The sequence below is a fragment of the Halobacillus sp. BAB-2008 genome, from assembly GCF_000328325.1.
Classification (GTDB): domain Bacteria; phylum Bacillota; class Bacilli; order Bacillales; family Halobacillaceae; genus Halobacillus.
The window spans coordinates 49,486-67,182 of record NZ_ANPF01000041.1 but is presented as its reverse complement, the minus strand read 5'-3'; the positions used below and the strand labels follow the sequence as shown (position 1 = coordinate 67,182).

General features: G+C 49.0%; 16 protein-coding genes. 15 read left to right on the top strand and 1 reads right to left on the bottom strand.

The window, feature by feature from the left end; genetic code table 11:
• The first annotated feature begins 114 nt into the window (after positions 1-114).
• From D479_RS10230 to D479_RS10205, 6 genes are all read left to right on the top strand, one after another.
• Complete coding sequence (locus D479_RS10230; RefSeq protein WP_008636562.1) at positions 115-1,005, top strand: nitrilase-related carbon-nitrogen hydrolase; 891 nt, start codon at positions 115-117, stop codon at positions 1,003-1,005.
• A 99-nt stretch (positions 1,006-1,104) separates the two neighbouring features.
• Entirely contained in the window at positions 1,105-2,478 is a 1,374-nt protein-coding gene (locus D479_RS10225) for an NAD(P)-dependent oxidoreductase (protein ID WP_008636561.1), read from the top strand.
• A 26-nt stretch (positions 2,479-2,504) separates the two neighbouring features.
• Positions 2,505-3,791 carry an NAD-dependent dihydropyrimidine dehydrogenase subunit PreA gene (preA, locus tag D479_RS10220; protein ID WP_008636560.1) on the top strand — a complete coding sequence of 429 codons (1,287 nt, stop codon included), beginning with the start codon at positions 2,505-2,507 and terminating at the stop codon, positions 3,789-3,791.
• Between the two features lie 16 nt (positions 3,792-3,807).
• Positions 3,808-5,223, top strand: coding sequence for a dihydropyrimidinase (hydA, locus tag D479_RS10215; protein ID WP_008636559.1), 1,416 nt, complete (start codon positions 3,808-3,810; stop codon positions 5,221-5,223).
• Between the two features lie 62 nt (positions 5,224-5,285).
• Positions 5,286-6,779, top strand: coding sequence for an NCS1 family transporter (locus tag D479_RS10210; RefSeq protein ID WP_008636558.1), 1,494 nt, complete (start codon positions 5,286-5,288; stop codon positions 6,777-6,779).
• Between the two features lie 15 nt (positions 6,780-6,794).
• On the top strand, positions 6,795-7,031 hold the full coding sequence (locus D479_RS10205) for a hypothetical protein (RefSeq protein WP_008636557.1): 237 nt from the start codon (positions 6,795-6,797) through the stop codon (positions 7,029-7,031).
• Positions 7,032-7,185: 154 nt separating this feature from the next.
• On the opposite strand, the gene D479_RS10200 is transcribed toward D479_RS10205, so the two are convergent.
• Entirely contained in the window at positions 7,186-7,974 is a 789-nt protein-coding gene (locus tag D479_RS10200; RefSeq protein WP_008636556.1) for a helix-turn-helix domain-containing protein, read from the bottom strand.
• A 249-nt stretch (positions 7,975-8,223) separates the two neighbouring features.
• On the opposite strand from D479_RS10200, the gene D479_RS10195 reads away from it, so the two are divergent.
• From D479_RS10195 to D479_RS10160, 9 genes are all read left to right on the top strand, one after another.
• The gene (locus D479_RS10195) at positions 8,224-9,813 is read left to right on the top strand and encodes a PucR family transcriptional regulator (protein ID WP_008636555.1); all 1,590 of its coding nucleotides are present in this window, start codon (positions 8,224-8,226) and stop codon (positions 9,811-9,813) included.
• Between the two features lie 343 nt (positions 9,814-10,156).
• Positions 10,157-11,497, top strand: a complete 1,341-nt coding sequence (locus D479_RS10190; RefSeq protein WP_008636554.1) for an aspartate aminotransferase family protein — start codon at positions 10,157-10,159, stop codon at positions 11,495-11,497.
• A 110-nt stretch (positions 11,498-11,607) separates the two neighbouring features.
• Positions 11,608-11,856 (top strand): phage holin family protein, encoded by a 249-nt coding sequence (locus D479_RS10185; RefSeq protein ID WP_008636553.1) that lies wholly within the window; start codon positions 11,608-11,610, stop codon positions 11,854-11,856.
• A gap of 106 nt (positions 11,857-11,962) precedes the next feature.
• Positions 11,963-12,286 (top strand): PadR family transcriptional regulator, encoded by a 324-nt coding sequence (locus tag D479_RS10180; protein ID WP_026578393.1) that lies wholly within the window; start codon positions 11,963-11,965, stop codon positions 12,284-12,286.
• Positions 12,283-12,831, top strand: coding sequence for a DUF1700 domain-containing protein (locus tag D479_RS10175; RefSeq protein ID WP_008636551.1), 549 nt, complete (start codon positions 12,283-12,285; stop codon positions 12,829-12,831). Before D479_RS10180 ends, D479_RS10175 begins: the two co-directional genes overlap by 4 nt.
• 2 nt (positions 12,832-12,833) lie before the next feature.
• Positions 12,834-12,971 carry a hypothetical protein gene (locus D479_RS20745; RefSeq protein ID WP_193743882.1) on the top strand — a complete coding sequence of 46 codons (138 nt, stop codon included), beginning with the start codon at positions 12,834-12,836 and terminating at the stop codon, positions 12,969-12,971.
• A 1-nt stretch (position 12,972) separates the two neighbouring features.
• Positions 12,973-13,719: a DUF4097 family beta strand repeat-containing protein gene (locus D479_RS10170; protein ID WP_008636550.1), complete on the top strand. Its 747-nt coding sequence runs from the start codon at positions 12,973-12,975 to the stop codon at positions 13,717-13,719.
• 247 nt (positions 13,720-13,966) lie between these two features.
• Complete coding sequence (locus tag D479_RS10165; RefSeq protein WP_008636549.1) at positions 13,967-14,227, top strand: hypothetical protein; 261 nt, start codon at positions 13,967-13,969, stop codon at positions 14,225-14,227.
• A 69-nt stretch (positions 14,228-14,296) separates the two neighbouring features.
• Positions 14,297-17,695: a hypothetical protein gene (locus tag D479_RS10160; protein ID WP_008636548.1), complete on the top strand. Its 3,399-nt coding sequence runs from the start codon at positions 14,297-14,299 to the stop codon at positions 17,693-17,695.
• Positions 17,696-17,697 lie beyond the last annotated feature (2 nt).

Here is a 17,697-nt window from a genome sequence, read left to right as displayed (position 1 = left end):
ATTACAAATACTGAAATTCAATACTTTTTTCTTTTTTGGCAAGATGGGGTGCCGGCCCGCGTTTGTTCACGATGTTCTATCTAGACAACAACCTTTACATAAGGAGGAATAGTTATGTCTGATAACGTTCAAATCGGCTTGATCCAGGCGTCTCATGACGTTGATGGTTCCGAGCCAGTCGAAGTACACAAGCAGGCAGCGATTGAAAAGCATGAGAAGCTCGTCCGGGAGGCGGCGGGTAAAGGGGCGCAGATCATTTGTCTGCAGGAGATTTTTTACGGTCCTTATTTCTGTTCCGAGCAGAACCCGAAGTGGTACGAGGCCGCTGAGGAAATTCCGAACGGACCGACTACCATCCGCTTTCAGGAAATTGCGAAGGAGCTCGGTGTCGTCATCGTTCTTCCTATCTATGAAAGAGAAGGGATTGCAACCTATTACAACACAGCTGCTGTCATTGACGCAGATGGCTCGTACCTTGGTAAATATCGAAAACAGCACATTCCTCATGTCGGAGTAGGAGACGAGGGATACGGGTTCTGGGAGAAGTATTACTTTAAGCCCGGCAACCTCGGGTACCCGGTATTTGATACCGCTTTTGCAAAAGTCGGCGTGTATATCTGCTATGACAGACATTTTCCGGAAGGGGCGAGATTACTCGGCTTGAACGGCGCAGAGGTTGTGTTCAACCCGTCTGCGACTGTTGCAGGTCTTTCCGAATATCTTTGGAAACTCGAACAGCCGGCTCATGCGGTAGCAAACGGCTATTACCTTGCAGCGATTAACCGCGTCGGTTATGAAGGACCATGGAATATGGGGGAATTCTACGGACAATCGTACCTTGTCGATCCGAGGGGGGATTTCGTCGCTAAAGGAAGTCGGGATAAGGATGAGGTGATCATCGGAGAGATGGACAAGAAGTTCATCCGAGAAGTCCGGGACACATGGCAGTTTTACCGGGATCGAAGACCAGAAACCTACGAGAAAATGGGACAGCTGCTCCCATAACAACACGAACACTTGGAAGTCCTGTGTAGAACGAAGGAACATCGGTCGTTTTATACAGGACTTTTTTATATGGACGATTACTAAGAGGAGGGAAAAGCATTGACTCAGTTGAAAAGCAAGGGTATCTCTCTCGATAATCTGCAGGCGAATTTCAAGGAGGTCCATACCGGCCTGAATACACAGGAGGCGATGGAGGAATCGAACCGCTGCTTATACTGCTATGACGCTCCCTGCATCAAAGCATGCCCGACAAGTATAGATATACCGAAGTTCATTAAGAAAATCGCTTCCGGAAACTTGAAAGGTTCAGCGACGACGATCATGGAAGCGAATCCGGTCGGAGCGACGTGTGCGAGGGTGTGTCCGACAGAAGAGTTATGCGAAGGTGCTTGTGTGCTCAATCATTCGACAGAACCGATCCTTATTGGTGATTTGCAGCGGTTTGCCACAGACTGGGCAATCAAAAATGAGCAGCTGTTGTTCAAGCCGGGGGAGAAGAATGGGAAGAAAGTGGCGGTAATCGGGGGTGGGCCGGCTGGTCTGGCATCAGCTCGTGAGCTTGCACGATTCGGCTATGAAGTGACGATATTCGAGGCAGAGAAAGAAGCGGGAGGACTCGATACATACGGCATCGTCTCTTTCCGTCTGCCCCAGGACGTGTCGCGTTGGGAAGTCGACCAAGTTCGGAAATTGGATGTAGAAATCCGCACGAATACAAAGGTAGGCGTGGATGTGAGCCTGTCGGAGCTGGAAGAGAAGTATGATGCAGTAGTCCTGACCATCGGCATGGGTCATGTACCGATGCTGGGCATCCCTGGAGAAGAGCTGGAGGGTGTCCGGGATGCCATCGAATTTGTGAAAGAAACGAAGACACAGCCGATCACGAAGGAACTGCTCGGTAAGAACGTCATTGTCGTGGGAGCGGGAAACACGGCCATCGATGCCGCCACCTGCGCAGCACGTAAAGGAGCCGCGGATGTAAAGATCGTTTACAGAAGGACAGCGAAAGAAATGACCGCGTACGATTTCGAATATGATTTCGCAAAACAGGATGATGTCTCCTTCCACTGGTTGACACAGCCTGTGGAAGTAATCAGTGATGAAGAGGGCAGGGTTTCCGGGCTGAAGTGTATGAAGATGGCTCTCGGCGAAGCGGAAGCGGATGGAAGAAGGAAGACAGCGCCTGTAGAGGATTCCGAGTTCACGATGGATGTGGATGTCGTCATTAAAGCAATCGGTCAAAATCGCTATACGGAAATGTTGGAGCAATTTGGACTGGATCATGCCAATGGCGTGCTTAAAGTCGATCCGGAAACGCTGCAGACGTCTAAGGAAAACGTCTACGCTGCAGGCGATGTCATTTTCGCTAAAGGACAAGGAGAGGCGATGGTCGTCACAGCTGCTCAGCAGGGGAAAGAGGCGGCTATGGCTATTCATAAGAAACTCGCACCGGCACCAACGTTGATGAGATAAACGAATAAAAGAGGAGGCTTTCATCTATGGCAGATTTACGTTTGGATCTTGCAGGAATCAAATCTCCGAACCCATTCTGGCTGGCATCCGCTCCACCAACGAACTCAGGTTACCAAGTGCAGCGTGCTTTTGAAGCAGGATGGGGCGGTGCGGTATGGAAGACGCTCGGGGAGCCGATCTTGAACGTTTCCTCCCGTTTCGCAGCCGTGAATTTCAATGGGAAGAAAGTTGCTGGATTCAATAATATCGAGCTGATCACAGATCGGCCGCTCGAAGTCAACTTGAAGGAAATTTATGAAACGAAGAAAAAATACCCGGACCACGCGATCATCGCTTCCCTGATGGTCGAACCGACTCAGGAGAAGTGGCATGAAATCGTCAAACGTGTGGAGGATGTCGGTGTCGATGGATTGGAACTCAACTTCGGCTGTCCGCACGGAATGGCCGAACGGGGGATGGGAGCGGCATCGGGGCAGGTCCCGGAGCTTGTGGAGAAGCAGACGATGTGGGCGAAAGAAGTGGCGCAGACGCCGGTCATCGTCAAATTAACTCCTAACATTACCGATATTACCTTCACTGCACAAGCTGCTGTTAACGGGGGAGCTGATGCGGTCAGTATGATCAATACGATCAACAGCCTTGCGGGTGTCGATATCGATACGTGGGACACGATACCGAACGTAGCCGGGAAAGGGGCGCACGGCGGCTATTGCGGTCCTGCTGTTAAGCCGATCGCACTCAATATGGTAGCGGAATGTGCGCGCCATCCGAAAATAAACGTACCGATTTCCGGTATGGGCGGCGTATCCAGCTGGAGAGAGGCTGTTGAGTTTATGCTCATGGGAGCAACCGGTGTCCAAGTTTGTACAGCGGCTATGCACCATGGATTCAGTATCGTCGAAGATATGATTGACGGCTTGAACAACTACCTGGACGAGAAGAACATAGATTCCGTCATGGACCTCGTCGGCAAATCGGTCGGGAAGTATTCGGATTGGGGGAACCTTGATCTCAATCATCAGATTGTCGCAAAGATCAATAATGATGTGTGCATCAATTGCAATAAGTGCCACATCGCCTGTGAAGATACGTCCCACCAGTGTATCGATATGCTGAAGGATGAGGGCGGAAACGATATCCTTCGTGTCAGGGAAGAAGACTGCGTCGGGTGCAACTTGTGTTCGATCGTCTGTCCTGTCGACGGGGCGATCGATATGGTGGAGTATGCCAACGGCAAGCCGCCGATGACTTGGAACGAGCGGCAGACAGCCATCGGTGCCGCAGCAGCGTGTGACGTCGATTTAATCAAATAATATACGGAGGGATAGAATGAAGAAACTCATCAAAAACGGAATGATCGTAACGGCATCCGATTCCTACAAGGCCGATATTCTTGTAGAGAATGGAAAGATCGCTTTGATTGGTAACCAGTTATCCGAAGCGGGGGCAGAAGTCGTGGATGCGGAAGGGAAATACGTTTTTCCGGGCGGCATCGATCCGCACACTCACTTGGAAATGCCGTTCGGCGGCACGGTAAGTAAAGACGATTTTGAAACGGGGACCATTGCGGCGGCTCACGGCGGGACAACGACCGTGATCGATTTCTGTCTGACGAACAAAGGGAAACCGCTTCAGGACTCCATTGATGAGTGGCATGCAAAATCCAAAGATAAGGCGGTCATCGACTACAGTTTCCACTTGATGATCAGCGAAATGAATGAGAGCGTTTTGGAACAGCTTCCGAGCGTGATCGATGAGGAGGGCATCACTTCCTTCAAAGTTTTCATGGCTTACAAGAACGTGTTCCAAGCAGACGATGGAACATTATTCCGGACGCTGGAAGAAGCGAAGCGGCTCGGTGCGCTTGTCATGGTCCATGCGGAAAATGGAGATGTCATCGAACATCTTGTTAATAAGGCACTCGCAGCCGGCCAGACGGAGCCGATTTATCACGCGTTGACAAGGCCGCCGGAAGTGGAAGGGGAAGCGACCGGACGCGCTGCGCAATTGACAGGGCTTGCCGACTCCCAGCTCTATGTCGTCCACGTCTCCTGCGGACAGGCGGTCAAAGAGATAGCGGAAGCAAGGAAAAAAGGCTATCACATCATTGGAGAGACGTGTCCACAATATTTGGTTCTCGATCAATCCTATTTAGAGAAGCCGGATTTTGAAGGGGCGAAATACGTCTGGTCCCCTCCGCTCCGTGAAAAGGAACATCAGGATGTGCTGTGGAATGCTTTGAAAACAGGTGTGCTGCAGACGCTCGGTTCGGATCAATGTTCGTTTGATTTCAAAGGCCAGAAAGATATGGGCAAGGACGATTTTACGAAAATACCGAATGGAGGACCGATTATCGAAGACCGGATGACGATTTTGTTCTCAGAAGGTGTGAAGAAGGGCAGAATCAGTCTGAACCAGTTCGTGGATATCACATCCACCCGGATTGCGAAGACGTTTGGACTTTTCCCACAGAAGGGGACGATCAGCATCGGTGCTGATGCCGACCTCGTCATTTTTGATCCGGATATTGAGCGGAAGATTTCCGTCGATACAAGCCATATGGCTGCCGACTACAATCCTTTCGAGGGGATGGAAGTAACAGGACAACCTGTCAGTGTTTTGTCACGCGGATCGTACGTCATCAAGGACAAGGAGTTCGTCGGTGAAATTGGAAGCGGCAGCTACTTGAAGCGAGCCCGCTTTGGGGAAAGGAAAGAAAATCAGCAGGAACTGTACCAGAATTGATGGTCCGGCCGCCCTCTCCTAAGGGCGGCCGCCTCAAATTTATAAGTAGGAGGAGTCCGACTATGGACAAAAGTAACAACCATTTAAAGTCGCCGGACCTTATGCCGATTCCTCACCGCGAAAGGAAAATCAGTACGCTCGGATTTACATTCATGTGGGTTGGGATGGCAGTTGTGTTAGCCGCCTTTGCCATCGGTGGAGCAGGTGTTCAGTCCATTTCCTTGATTTGGGTCGTCCTCGGTACGCTGATTGGAACCATTCTGATCGGGCTTTTCATTACGCTCACGGCGGATATAGGTATTGAACATGGGATTTCCTTTCCTGTCTATATGAGAGCACCGTTCGGTACGATCGGCACGCACTTTCCCTCCATCGTAAGAGGAGTTGCTGCCTCGATGTGGTTTGGAATCAATACGTATTTCGGGTCGACGGCCATCAATGGAATTTTGAACATCCTCACAGGCTTTGATAACTGGTTCATCTGTTACGTTCTTTTTGCTTTATTTCAATTATTCAATACTGCGTTGGGTATTAAAGCTGTAGAGAAATTTGCTGATTTGGCAGCTCCAATCATTATCCTGATTGGCGTATGGATGTTCTTTAACCTGTCCGGAGAAGCGGCTGCTCAGAACAAAGACATTTGGTCATGGGTGGAAAGCCCGGTTACCGGAGGAGCCGCCTTCACAGCCTTTATGATCGTCGTAGTCGGAAACATGGGGTATTGGTCGACGCTTGCTGCCGATATTTCATCGATTTCCCGCTTCATCAAAGCTCCGAAGCATGAGCGGAACTGGGTGAAAAGGAATAAAGGTGCGCTCGTAGGCAGCCTCGTCGCCCTGCCGCTGACACAGACGTTCATTGTCGTACTCGGAGCGGTTTCCTATATTGCCGTTTCCAATTTCGACCCGGTCGTCGCCCTGCAGGAGTCTGCCAGCGGGCTCGTTCTTGGTATTCTTTTGCTTATGATTGTTCTCGCTCAATGGTCGACGAACGTCTCTGCAAATATTGTACCTGCTGCCACTATTTTCTCTAACGTGGGCGGTCCGAAGCTGCCGTTTTGGGCGGGGGTATTCATGGCCGGTCTGATAGGGACTATCATTCAGCCGTGGAGTATTTTTAACCTGCTCATGTCCGTCCTGCTGATTGCTGCCGCAGTTCTTTCCGTCATAGTCGGCATCATTTTTGCAGACTACTATCTCCTGCGTAAACGCCGGATGAATGTTTACGATCTGTATGAACATAAAGGCCAGTACCGTTATGACGGGGGTGTGAATTGGGCCGGAATTATTTCCTGGGTAATAGGAAGTGTGCTTGCCTATTCCTTCAGTACGTACTCCTTCTTCGTCGGATTCGCTGCGGGTGCCGCCATTTATTATGTCCTTGCAAAATACTGGTACTTCAACAAACACCGGCAGGCAGAGATCGACAACCCTAGTGATGAGGACTACCTGGGTATTACAGTAGGCCGGGATTGGGAAATAGGGGAGCGCTTTGTCGAGGAACGGTTGGGTAAAAAAACCGGAACGGATGAATTTAAACCGAAAGCAGAAGCTTAAAAGGAGGAGATGGACATGTCCAGTTATCAGGAATTTGAAGCGGAACGGGAGAAAATCGATTTTTTACTGGAGCAGGGATATATCATCAAAGGGGTGACGGAGAATCTCGATGGTGCCTTCCTTGAGTTCGATTATCAGGGGAACGATTCCACGAGATCGGAAACGGAAAGGCTGCATATTCTCCATCCGGATTCCCGAAAATACTTTTCCACGATTCTTGTTCAGCAGCAGAAGAAGGCCGGGATTTTATAAGGCTGCAGCTGCGTGAAAAAAGTTCCTTGTTAGTAGACGAAGGGTAGATGGAGTGCTTTATGATAAAGAGCGATTCTGCCTGTACTCCACGTTAAGGCAATTTAACGTTTCTGGACAACCTGAACAGCCGGCGTTAGCGCCGGCTGTTTTCTGTTTAAAACCATTCTTTCCATAATTTCCGCCATTTCTTCTCAGAGCGTGCTTGGAGAGCTTGGATATGTTGTTCATTATGCACAAGCAGTTGATAAGCGGCCAATACAGGGAGCGTCCGGAAGAGAGCTGCTGCACCAATTCCGATCAAAAGCACGAAAACCGGGTAGTATGCTGTTAAATACCCTTGTGTAATCCCATTCTCCTCTAATGCAAAGGATAGAACCCCGATGATGATAAAAGTGATGCCGACGCCGATCCATATAGAAAATCGCTTTTTTATCTGCTCGTATTGTTCCGTCAACTGACTGAGGTAAGTATGGTCGAACGTGAGCGGCTTTGTGGTTAGAACGTCGTACTTCTTCGATTCTTTGGACACGGCATAAATAAAGGTAAGCAGACCTGCACTCCCGAGCAGCACGATGAGAAATGCGTACACCGCCGGACGGGTGAAAAGTAAATAAGGGACAAAGGCAGAGGCTATCAGAACTGCACTCCAAGAAAACGGCTTTGCCATTTTCGTCATTTGATCAACGTATCCTTCCGCCATTTCATCACTGACGTAATAGGTTTCTGCTTCCGGTGCACTTGTTCCGTAGGACTGCTTTAATAGGTAGTCGATGGAAACTCCGAAATAGGTGGCGATCGTAAGAAGTTTTTCTGTATCAGGGTAACCTTGATCATTTTCCCATTTACTCACTGCCTGCCTTGTCGTATCCAATTCCTCTGCTAATGCCTCCTGCGACAATCCATCTTCTTTTCTTAACTTTCGGACCTTCTCACCAAACGTCATCTGTAAACCCCTCTCGTTTCTTATACTCTTATTGTATAGAAGGAAGGGAAGAGTTTCTATAAAATTCCAAAGGCATCTTGTCAACGGACGGTTGCGTTTATGTCATGATTGGGTGACATCGCGCTTCACCTGTGTAAATAGTCCGGCATGCAAGAAATGTATAGGAGGATTTTTCTGTTTTGTAAGATTTTCTCACAATTAATTAGATTTTTCTGATAGTTTGTAGTACTTTGGAAGAGGGGTATTTCTATGAAGTATCGCATTTCAATGAAGGATGTCTTGAACAGAAAGCACTTCGATTCTGCAAAGGTCATTGCAGGACATAATGGAATGAACCGCCTGGTCAAGTGGGTCCATGTATTCGAAATGATTGATGTACGCAGTAATTTGAAAGGCGGAGAGCTTGTATTATCCACCGGCTTCGGCTGGAAGGATGACGACGGGTTGTTTGTCCACCTTCTTCATCAGCTGATCGACCGGAAAGTCGCAGGCATCTGCATCGAGTTAGGCAGCTTCGTTCACGCCATTTCTGATGAAGCCCTGTCGATTGCAGAGGAAAATGATTTCCCGATCATCGTTTTCGAAGAGGAGGTCTCGTTCGTCGAGATTACTCAGGATATCCACGCCAATTTAATCAATCATCAATACGAACTCATTTCGAATCTGGAAGATTATGCGCAGCGACTGAATAAGCGCGTGCTTGCTATTGACAATTATTTTGAAATTCTTAAATATCTCCAGCAGTATGTCAACTGCCAGCTGGTTTATATTGCGAAAGATCATAAAGTCGTAACCATTCCCGGACTTCGGGAAGTGGATCGGGAGAAGGTTATTTCTGATCTGAACCGCCGGTCGAAGGAACAGTCGAAGCACGTGATCAAACAGCCGGTTCACGTTTTCGACCGCGAGTTCGCTTCGATCTATTTAGTGTGCAACCGGAGAGAGTTCGGTGAATTTGAATCCCTTCTCCTTGACCGGACAGCAACGGCGCTTGCTCAATATCTGCTCCGGGAGCTCTACACCGAGGAGAAGCGGAAAGCCAAGGAGACGGAATGGCTCGTCGAATGGCTGCAGGGGGTGCACACCATGGAGGAAATCAGAGATCATCTTACCCATTATAAAATCCGTTCGGAAATCTCCGGCGCTATCGTTTTGACCGTGAAGCTGCATATGAGTGAATCACAGGCCAACAATCCGGATATTACGTATTTAAATATGCTGCTTCATAACATTTTCGATCAGAACGGTTACTTCGTATTTCCTGTCGAGAAACGCCATTTGCTGACCTTTATTCTTCTCGATAAAAAGGACGGAGAAGAGTGGAAGCCGCGTTTGAAGAAGGGAATCGACCGGCTGTGCAAGATCAGCATGCTTCATGATTCGAGCATCGAATCCTTCCAAATTGCAGGTGGGAAATATGTGAAGCGTCTGGATCAATTATGGGAGAGCTACGAGACGGCCCAGGAGACACTCGGAATTCAGGATAAGCTTCCATGCGGGAACGAAAAGTATTTTTATGATGATATGCACATGTACCGGCTGATCTCCCTCGTACATAAACACAGCAGTCTCGACAGTCTCGTCCATGAATACCTGGAGCCGATCATTGACTATGATGAAAAGCATCATACGAATCTATTGGAAACGCTGCGGGTCTACTTAGCATGCAACGGATCCAAGAAGGAAACGGCCAGCCGGGTGTTTGTCGTCCGTCAGACGCTTTACCATCGACTGGAAAAGCTGGAAATGCTTCTTGGCGCTGATTTTATGGAGTCTGAGAAAAGGCAGGTCATCGAATTTGCCCTCCTCGCTCATGAATATCAGGAAACGATCCATTGAAAACACGTGTGTACCTTACTTGTTGAAGAGGGATAATAGGAGAAGGTGGTGTTTCCCGGAAAATGGGGCGCTCTCTAGGGCACGGCAGGCGAGCCTTCTTCCTGCTTTCTCCTTTAGGTCGGAGTCTGCCCACTTCCCTGCTCCCTGTACTCAAAGGCTGTTCTTACATCCTTATATTTGTTGTTTTAAGTCTCTTAACCGGCTGAACAGAACGTATCCACTGGGATGCGTTTTTTTATAGTCAAAATGTTTAAATGGAACGTTGAGTGTTTGACACAATGTCTAATGCGCCTGCCTTTGTCATATCAGATAATGGAAGTAACCAAATAAAGGAGGCGGCAAGATGGCAAAAGCGGATGTTAAAAGTGAACTGCACGCTCAGGATGAGAAGTATGTATGGCACGGCATGAAGCCGTACAATCCTAAGGAAACGATGATTGTAAAAGAGGGGAAAGGCGCCTGGATCACGGATGTCGACGGCAACCGTTATCTGGATGCGATGTCCGGCCTTTGGTGTGTGAATATCGGCTACGGACGGGAGGAGCTTGCCCGGGCGGCTTATGATCAAATCAAACAGCTGTCCTATATGCCGATGAGCCAGAGTCATGAATCCGCCATCAAGCTGGGGGAAAAGCTTAATCAAATGCTCGGAGATGAGTACGTTATCTTCTTCTCCAACAGCGGCTCGGAGGCGAATGAAGCGGGTTTCAAGATTGCCCGGCAGTATCATCAGCAAAAAGGGGATACCTATCGTTCTAAATTCATTTCCCGCTACAGGGCTTACCACGGCAATTCCGCCGCTGCCCTTTCTGCAACAGGTCAGGCCCAAAGAAAGTTTAAGTACGAACCGCTCGCCCCGGGATTCCTCCATGTCGCTCCGCCGGATACGTACCGGAATAACCACGATGAATCAGACCGATGGGGAGCGAAGGAAATCGATCAAGTGATGACATGGGAAATGAGCGAATCCATCGCCGGCGTCATCATGGAACCGATCATCACCGGAGGTGGAATCATTACACCGCCGGAATCATATTTAAAAGAAGTGAAAGCGGTATGCGAGAAGCACGGGGCGCTTCTGATCGTCGATGAAGTTATCTGCGGTTTCGGACGCACGGGCGAACCGTTCGGCTTCATGAATTATGGTGTGAAACCGGATATCATTACGATGGCGAAAGGAATTACGAGTGCCTATCAGCCTTTGTCTGCCACAGCTGTCCGCCGGGATATCTACGAGGCGTTCTCGGGGGAGGATGCGTATGATTTCTTCCGTCATATCAATACGTTCGGTGGTCATCCTGCCGCCTGCGCCGTCGCGCTGAAAAACATTGAAATTATGGAACAGGAGAATCTTTTCGATCGTTCGAAACAGTTGGGGTCCCTTTTAAGAAATGAATTATCCGACCGTCTCCAGTCCCACCCGCATGTCGGAGATGTGAGAGGGAAGGGGCTTCTTGTAGGGATCGAGCTTGTCCGGGATAAGGCATCGAAGGATCCGCTCGACATAAGCAAGGTGAATAAAGTCATCGGTTACTGCAAGGAGAAGGGGATCATCATTGGCAAGAACGGCATGACCGTTGCCGGGTTCAATAATGTTCTGACGCTTGCTCCACCGCTTGTCATCGAAGAAGAAGACTTGAATTTCCTGATTGAAACACTTGTAGAGGGAATTCAACAGATATAAGAAGAGCGTCCTGCTGATGGAAGCAGGACGCTTTTTGTCGTTGGCGTACTTGAAAGGATTGGCTGTGAATACGTATAAGTATATGTCTTAATAAAGAAATGAGGATGATGATGGACTTCATGACAGGGTTCACACCGTATGCAGGCCTTGCGCTCGTCCTTTATGCCATCCGGCAGACGGACAGGGTACCGAACCGGTTCATTCCGATTCTTGCTATCGTGCTCGGGGTTGCATTTTCTTTCTGGCAGAACGGCATTACTCCGCAGTCCACAGTGACAGGACTGCATTACGCCCTGCTCGGTATCGGGACGGTGGCAGGGATCAAGTATTTTTTGGAGAAAAAAGAAACCAAGGCTTAGCGGGTCCATGGAAAGTCTCAGGACTTTCATTTTTTTCATCCAGTACCTTGCAATGTTCACTACTGAGTGATATTCTTATACCAACAAATGGAAAGTTGGTGTCAGACTGAATATACAATTCAAGAAAGGGGCGCTTGAGCTGTGTGTGTTGATCTTGATTGCAGAGAAAGATCAGTACGGCTACGAGCTCGCTCAAAATATATCCGAACATATGGAGATCGGGGAGGGCTCGTTGTATCCCCTGCTCCGGAGGTTGACGAAAGAGGCGTACTTGGACACGTATATGGCTCCGTCGAGGGAGGGGCCGGCGAGGAAATACTACCAGTTGACCGAAGAAGGAACACAGAGGATGGAAACGCTCATGGAGGAATGGACGCGTTTAGCGGAAGCCGTCAATGGGTTGATGGATAAAAGGAGGATGAAGGAATGAAGAAGGCCGTATTCATGGATCGATTGGCACGGGAGCTGCGCGGTCTCCCGGAAGAGGAACGAAAGGAAATCTTATTTGATTACGAGGAACACATCCGCGTCGGGATGAAGGAAGGCAGGGAAGAGGAGGAGGTAATCCGTGAACTGGGGCACCCGAAGCAGGTAGCGAAGGAATATATCGCCAGTACATTGATAGAGAAGGCGGAGAAGCATCGCACCTTTCCGAATATCTTCCGTGCCATTCTGGCAAGTCTCAGTTTGAGCCTTTTTAACCTTGTCATCGTACTCGGTCCGGCACTAGGCATTCTCGGGATTTATGTCGGCTTGGTCGCTACGGCAGCAGCACTGGCATTGACGCCGTTTGCCTTCCTGTTCATGCTCATCACCCGGACGTATTCTAATATCTTTGCCGACTTTTTCATGGCGATGACGATGGGCAGCGGCGGCATCATGCTGATGATCGGTTTGTGGCATTTAGGTAAATGGCTGTATAAAGGAAGTTTGACGTATCTGAAATACAATAGGCATCTCATTAAAGGAGAATGAGCATGAAGAAGTGGTGGATCGTATTAGTCAGTGTGTTCGTCGTAAGTGGGATCGGGAGCATCGTCTCTTTATTCGTGATTGATGCGGAAGAAGTTACAGGCAACAGAGAAGTACGACATATCAGAGCTGAAGAATCTTAAGATGGACGTGACATCGATGGATGTTCATCTCGTTCCTGCAGAGGGAGAGGAACTGACGTTGGTGTATAAGGGCCCTGCTAATAAACGGAATAAAGAGATGTACGCTGTAAAGGAAGGGAAAAGGACGTGGACACTTCAGCAGCTTGACTCCGGACCGTCTGTCAATCTCTCGTTCGGTCTTCAATCAAAAGGACCGGAAGTGGAGATCGCGATTCCTGAAGAACTGTTTGCATCTGTCACGATTAAAAGCGAGTCCGGCGATATCCGGATAGAGTCTCTGAAGGGGAAGGAGGCGGACGTAGATACCGCTTCCGGTGATTTTCAAATGGTAGACAGCGAGTTTTCCACCCTGCACTGGAAAACAGAGAGCGGGGATGTGTCGTTGGAGCAAAATGAGGTAGGTTCGGGTGACTGGAAATCCCAAAGCGGATCCTTCCGTTTCGAAGAACTGTCAGGGAAAGAGCTGGGTTTATCCACGCATTCCGGCGATGTGATCGTGAAGGAGCCTTCGATTCATGGAACGGCAGACATAAAGACCCACAGTGGGGATGTGGCTTGGGATTACCAAGGAAAGGAACCGAAAAATCTTGAGGTCCAATTCGCATCTCATTCCGGGGACGGCACCGTTCGTCTGGATGACCTCGTTTATGAAGAGAAGGAAGAGCACCGCTTGAAAGGGATGCGTGGAAGCGGTAAGGCGCCTGCTTTAACAGTAGATACGAAGTCGGGGGATTTCATTATCCGCTGACCGTCTCATTTACTTTTTTTGGTTTGAAGCGCCTGTTTCCCGCATCAAGCCCTGGAAAATGATGTCTCTCCACAGCCTGTTAGTCTGGTTCTTAGTATAGGACCGGACTTTTTTTATGTAGAAGAACAGCCGGGAAGCACCTTATTTTATACAAATTTCGTCATAGAATTCCAAGCTGTGGTACGATAAGATAGAATTTCCATTTCGTGTATGTTACATCATAGATTAGTTGGGGGTTTTTGGTGCGATGGAAAGAAAAAGAATCTATTACATTTCCTCACTGGTATGCTTTTTGATCTGTATCATCGTCTGGATTCCGAATCTGTTTTTCCGGTCGGACAGCCCGCTTTGGATGGCTACCTTCCTGTTCGGACCAATCGGTATTCTCTTTGCCGCGTTTATTGAGAAGTATTGGCTGATGATCGTCAATACCGTCATGCTCTTCAGCTTCTTTTTGTTGATGGCAGTCAACTATTATTTGAATTACATAACGATCGGTCATCCATAAAGGCAGATCCACACGTCTGCATAAGCCGGAGCGTCCGGTTCGTAAGATAGAGGGAGAGGGGAGGATGCTATGAATCATTCATCAGAAGATACACAGCATGATGTGTTTAAAGAGAGATTGGCTCATCTTCGGAGGGAGGATTACTTATCCGAAGAAACGTATCGTACGGTCATGGATGCGAGTGTAAAGTACCTGCACGACAGAAGAGTGGAACGTGAGAATAAGGAGGACGTGCGTGTCGATCCCCCTGTACCGGTGCAGGAGAAGCCCTCTCCTGCTGTTAAAAAGCCGGAACCTGTAAGGCAATCAAAGGAAGAGGTCCGCGAGCGGAATATCACGTGGTCACTCATTCTTGGTGTCGCGCTCCTTCTCATTACCGGGTTGATCGTTGCGACAAGCCAGTGGGACCAGATGGGGGCAGGGATGAAGGTGTTTTCCATCGCGTTCGTTTCTTTGTTCTTCTACAGTCTCAGTTATGGAACGCAGCGGTTCTTGAAGATCCAAAAGACGGCCTTCGCCTTTTTGACGCTCGGAAGTCTGTTGATTCCGATCGCTGTCGTCGCCATCGGGTATTTCGAGCTGTTCGGGAGCTTCCTCTCTTTGGCCGGGGAAGGGAGATACCTGCTCGGATTTTTAGGTGCCTTTCTGCCGCTTCCTTTATACGTAAAGCATGCGTTCGATCATCAATCACGTCTGTATGTCTGGATATCGCTTGTCTTTCTTTCGTTGACGGTCGGTTTTGCACTGGGTGCTCTGCCGCTGTCGATAGACGTTTTCTATACGTTTCTAATGGTATTCAATGCAGGGCTGCTGGTGATTTATACGAAATACGGCACGTTTGACAAGTGGCGTCTGTTTACGAAAGAACTGCCTTTATATGCTCAGTTGAATTTGATCCTTTCGACGATGCTGCTTTTATTCTTTTTAGAAAATGAGGTGCTGTACAGCTTTAACCTTCTGCTTACCGCCTGTATTTATATGGCGATGGTATTCGTGTACCGTACGAAGGAATATCAGTTCGTCTTCTCCGTCATGTTCGTGTATGCCGTTTATCAACTCGTCGACCATACACCGCTTCAGGCTGTGGACGGGGTCGTTTACGCCGTCGCTGGAGGAGTTTATCTCGGCTTCGCCTATGCTTTCCGGAATCACGACTTTATTCAGAAGGTGTTCCGTTATACAAGTGCCGTCGTCTCGTTCTGTGCCTTCTTATATATCAGCTACGAGAGTGTTTTACTCAGAGAAGGCGAAAGTTCCTGGATGTTTGCCGCCGCTTATTTAGTCGTGGCAGGCAACTACCTTGTGCTGGCCAATCTGCTTCGTTATCCATTATTCAGCTACATGGCGCCGGTATTCTTCTATGTCGGCTTGTGGCAGGTATGGGAGCAGATCGCGGTCTTCCCACTGTTCCTGGAGCTGTTCCTGACGGCTGTTGTCACCCTCCTCTATGTCGGACTCTGGACGAAACAGCCTTGGCTCCAATCGGTGAAGGAAAGCAGTCTCGTGGTATCGGCAGTCCTTATGGCAGGAACCATCTGCTACAGCTTTTATGAACTTCTATACGGATACAGCGCGTTCCAGCTGTTTGTTGTCGGTTGTCTTGCCTATGTGGTGAAGTGGAAACAGTCGGCAGAATCTGTAGAAAAAGCTGTCGTATGGATCCAGCCGGCCTCCTGGCTTGCGGCCTCTGGTGCCTTGTATTTAAAGGTGATCGAGTGGGTGCCCGGCTATGCCGATACATTCGGCGTCCCGTTCCACCTGGCTTTGACCGGTGTAATCCTTTGCCTGCTGCATCTTTTCTGGAAGCGGATCGGTGAGAACGGCCTGTCGAAGTCCAGCTTTAACATCGGTCAAGGTGCGTATATCTTCGGTATAATTTTTCTCGGTACGGCCGACGTGGACCGGATGTTCATCGCTCCGCTGATTTTACTTGGCGGCACGGCTATGCTGTACTGGCTCATCTGTTCCACCGGTCAGTCATCGCTTTGGATTGCGGTATCCATCGTCACTTTATTCTTTTACTTTTCATTAGCCGAACCGCTCTCATTAGAGAGCTTTGCGTCTTTACTTATCTTTACTGCATTCGCCCCTGTAGTGATGGTCGCTCTTGGAGAGTTTGGACGCACGAAGTGGGAAGGGATGCAGCCAAACTTCTATTGGACCGGACACGCCGTCCATCCGCTTGTTATCCTCGCCTGTCTGTTTGATCAGGTCACACCCGAACCGGCGGTCCATCCCATCCTGCTTGTCGTTCCGGCCGCTGTCTATCTTTTCAGTGCGTGGAAGGCAGAGAGGGAGTGGGAAATCAAGCTGATGCTGTACTTCGGGATGAGTGTAGTCTTCCTGTTTCTCTTCACACTGGGAAGCTACTATTCTCTGTATGAGGATGTGTTCAGCGGGTATATCTTCATGGTGGCAAGTGCGCTGTTTCTTGGTGCTTGGGCAGTCCTTCCCTTGGTTTGGAAAAACCGCTTGGAATGGTATTGGATTCCGTTTTCCATCCTCGGTCTCCTGTACTTTACTGTCTTCCGACAGGCGTGGGCGCCTTGGGAATTTCTCCTCCCGCTCGCCTATGCGGTTTCTATCCTTTATTTCCTGCACCGGAGAAATTGGAGCATCGTCCGATTTGCGCCGCTTTTGATTTTGGTCGATCTCCTGGAGAACCAGGCGTGGGATCGTGGGATCAAGATTGTTGTCGTCCTTGGATGTGTAGCTCTGCTTCTTGCTGCAGGGAAGAAATTCCACCGCATGCTCATCGGTTCTAATTATGAGGTGGACGCGTATTCTTTCTCTGCGCTTGTGTACCTGCTTTTCCTGAACGGTTTGTCGTTCGGTGATGATTCGGTATGGATTCGGATCCTTCCGCTTCTTGCTTTGACGGCATGGCTGTGGGTCAATGCATCCAAATGGATGGGACGGAATGCAGACAGAATTTCTTATACGGCCGGAGCCGGTAGTTTATATGCATCCTACCTGCTTATTCTTCTGGCATACGAGACTTCCATTCCGGACATATTCATGGCAGAGCTTCAAGTGCTTCCGCTTCTTGTCGTACTCGCTCTCATGAGGAAAAAGCTGTGGTCGGATGCACCTGGTGTGATGAACAAAATCCAATTCGCCGCAGTCCTCCTTGTCGCTGCTTATCTCGTTGTTGACGCGATAAAGAGCCATACGATCTGGGATGCATGGATCATCGGAGGTCTTTCCCTTCTGTCGATGGTCGCCGGTATGCAGTTCAAAATCAAATCGTATTTCTTCGTCGGTATGGGCGTTCTTATTTTCAACGTCCTTTATCAAACCAAACCATACTGGGGAAACGTTCCATGGTGGGTGTACCTGCTGATGGCGGGACTTGTCCTGATTGCGGTTGCAAGTTACAATGAATGGCAGAAGCAGCAGGAAGGAAAGGACCGTCCGATTGAGCGGAAGCTGAAAGGTTTGTGGCATGCGCTGAAGAAGTGGAATTGATA

What these genes read in the sequence shown, in the direction of transcription:
- D479_RS10230 (WP_008636562.1), top strand. Translation starts at nt 115, where the DNA reads ATGTCTGATAACGTTCAAATCGGCTTGATCCAGGCGTCTCATGACGTT.
- preA (WP_008636560.1), top strand. Translation starts at nt 2,505, where the DNA reads ATGGCAGATTTACGTTTGGATCTTGCAGGAATCAAATCTCCGAACCCA.
- hydA (WP_008636559.1), top strand. Translation starts at nt 3,808, where the DNA reads ATGAAGAAACTCATCAAAAACGGAATGATCGTAACGGCATCCGATTCC.
- D479_RS10210 (WP_008636558.1), top strand. Translation starts at nt 5,286, where the DNA reads ATGGACAAAAGTAACAACCATTTAAAGTCGCCGGACCTTATGCCGATT.
- D479_RS10205 (WP_008636557.1), top strand. Translation starts at nt 6,795, where the DNA reads ATGTCCAGTTATCAGGAATTTGAAGCGGAACGGGAGAAAATCGATTTT.
- D479_RS10200 (WP_008636556.1), bottom strand. Translation starts at nt 7,974, where the DNA reads ATGACGTTTGGTGAGAAGGTCCGAAAGTTAAGAAAAGAAGATGGATTG.
- D479_RS10195 (WP_008636555.1), top strand. Translation starts at nt 8,224, where the DNA reads ATGAAGTATCGCATTTCAATGAAGGATGTCTTGAACAGAAAGCACTTC.
- D479_RS10190 (WP_008636554.1), top strand. Translation starts at nt 10,157, where the DNA reads ATGGCAAAAGCGGATGTTAAAAGTGAACTGCACGCTCAGGATGAGAAG.
- D479_RS10185 (WP_008636553.1), top strand. Translation starts at nt 11,608, where the DNA reads ATGGACTTCATGACAGGGTTCACACCGTATGCAGGCCTTGCGCTCGTC.
- D479_RS10175 (WP_008636551.1), top strand. Translation starts at nt 12,283, where the DNA reads ATGAAGAAGGCCGTATTCATGGATCGATTGGCACGGGAGCTGCGCGGT.
- D479_RS20745 (WP_193743882.1), top strand. Translation starts at nt 12,834, where the DNA reads ATGAAGAAGTGGTGGATCGTATTAGTCAGTGTGTTCGTCGTAAGTGGG.
- D479_RS10170 (WP_008636550.1), top strand. Translation starts at nt 12,973, where the DNA reads ATGGACGTGACATCGATGGATGTTCATCTCGTTCCTGCAGAGGGAGAG.
- D479_RS10165 (WP_008636549.1), top strand. Translation starts at nt 13,967, where the DNA reads ATGGAAAGAAAAAGAATCTATTACATTTCCTCACTGGTATGCTTTTTG.
- D479_RS10160 (WP_008636548.1), top strand. Translation starts at nt 14,297, where the DNA reads ATGAATCATTCATCAGAAGATACACAGCATGATGTGTTTAAAGAGAGA.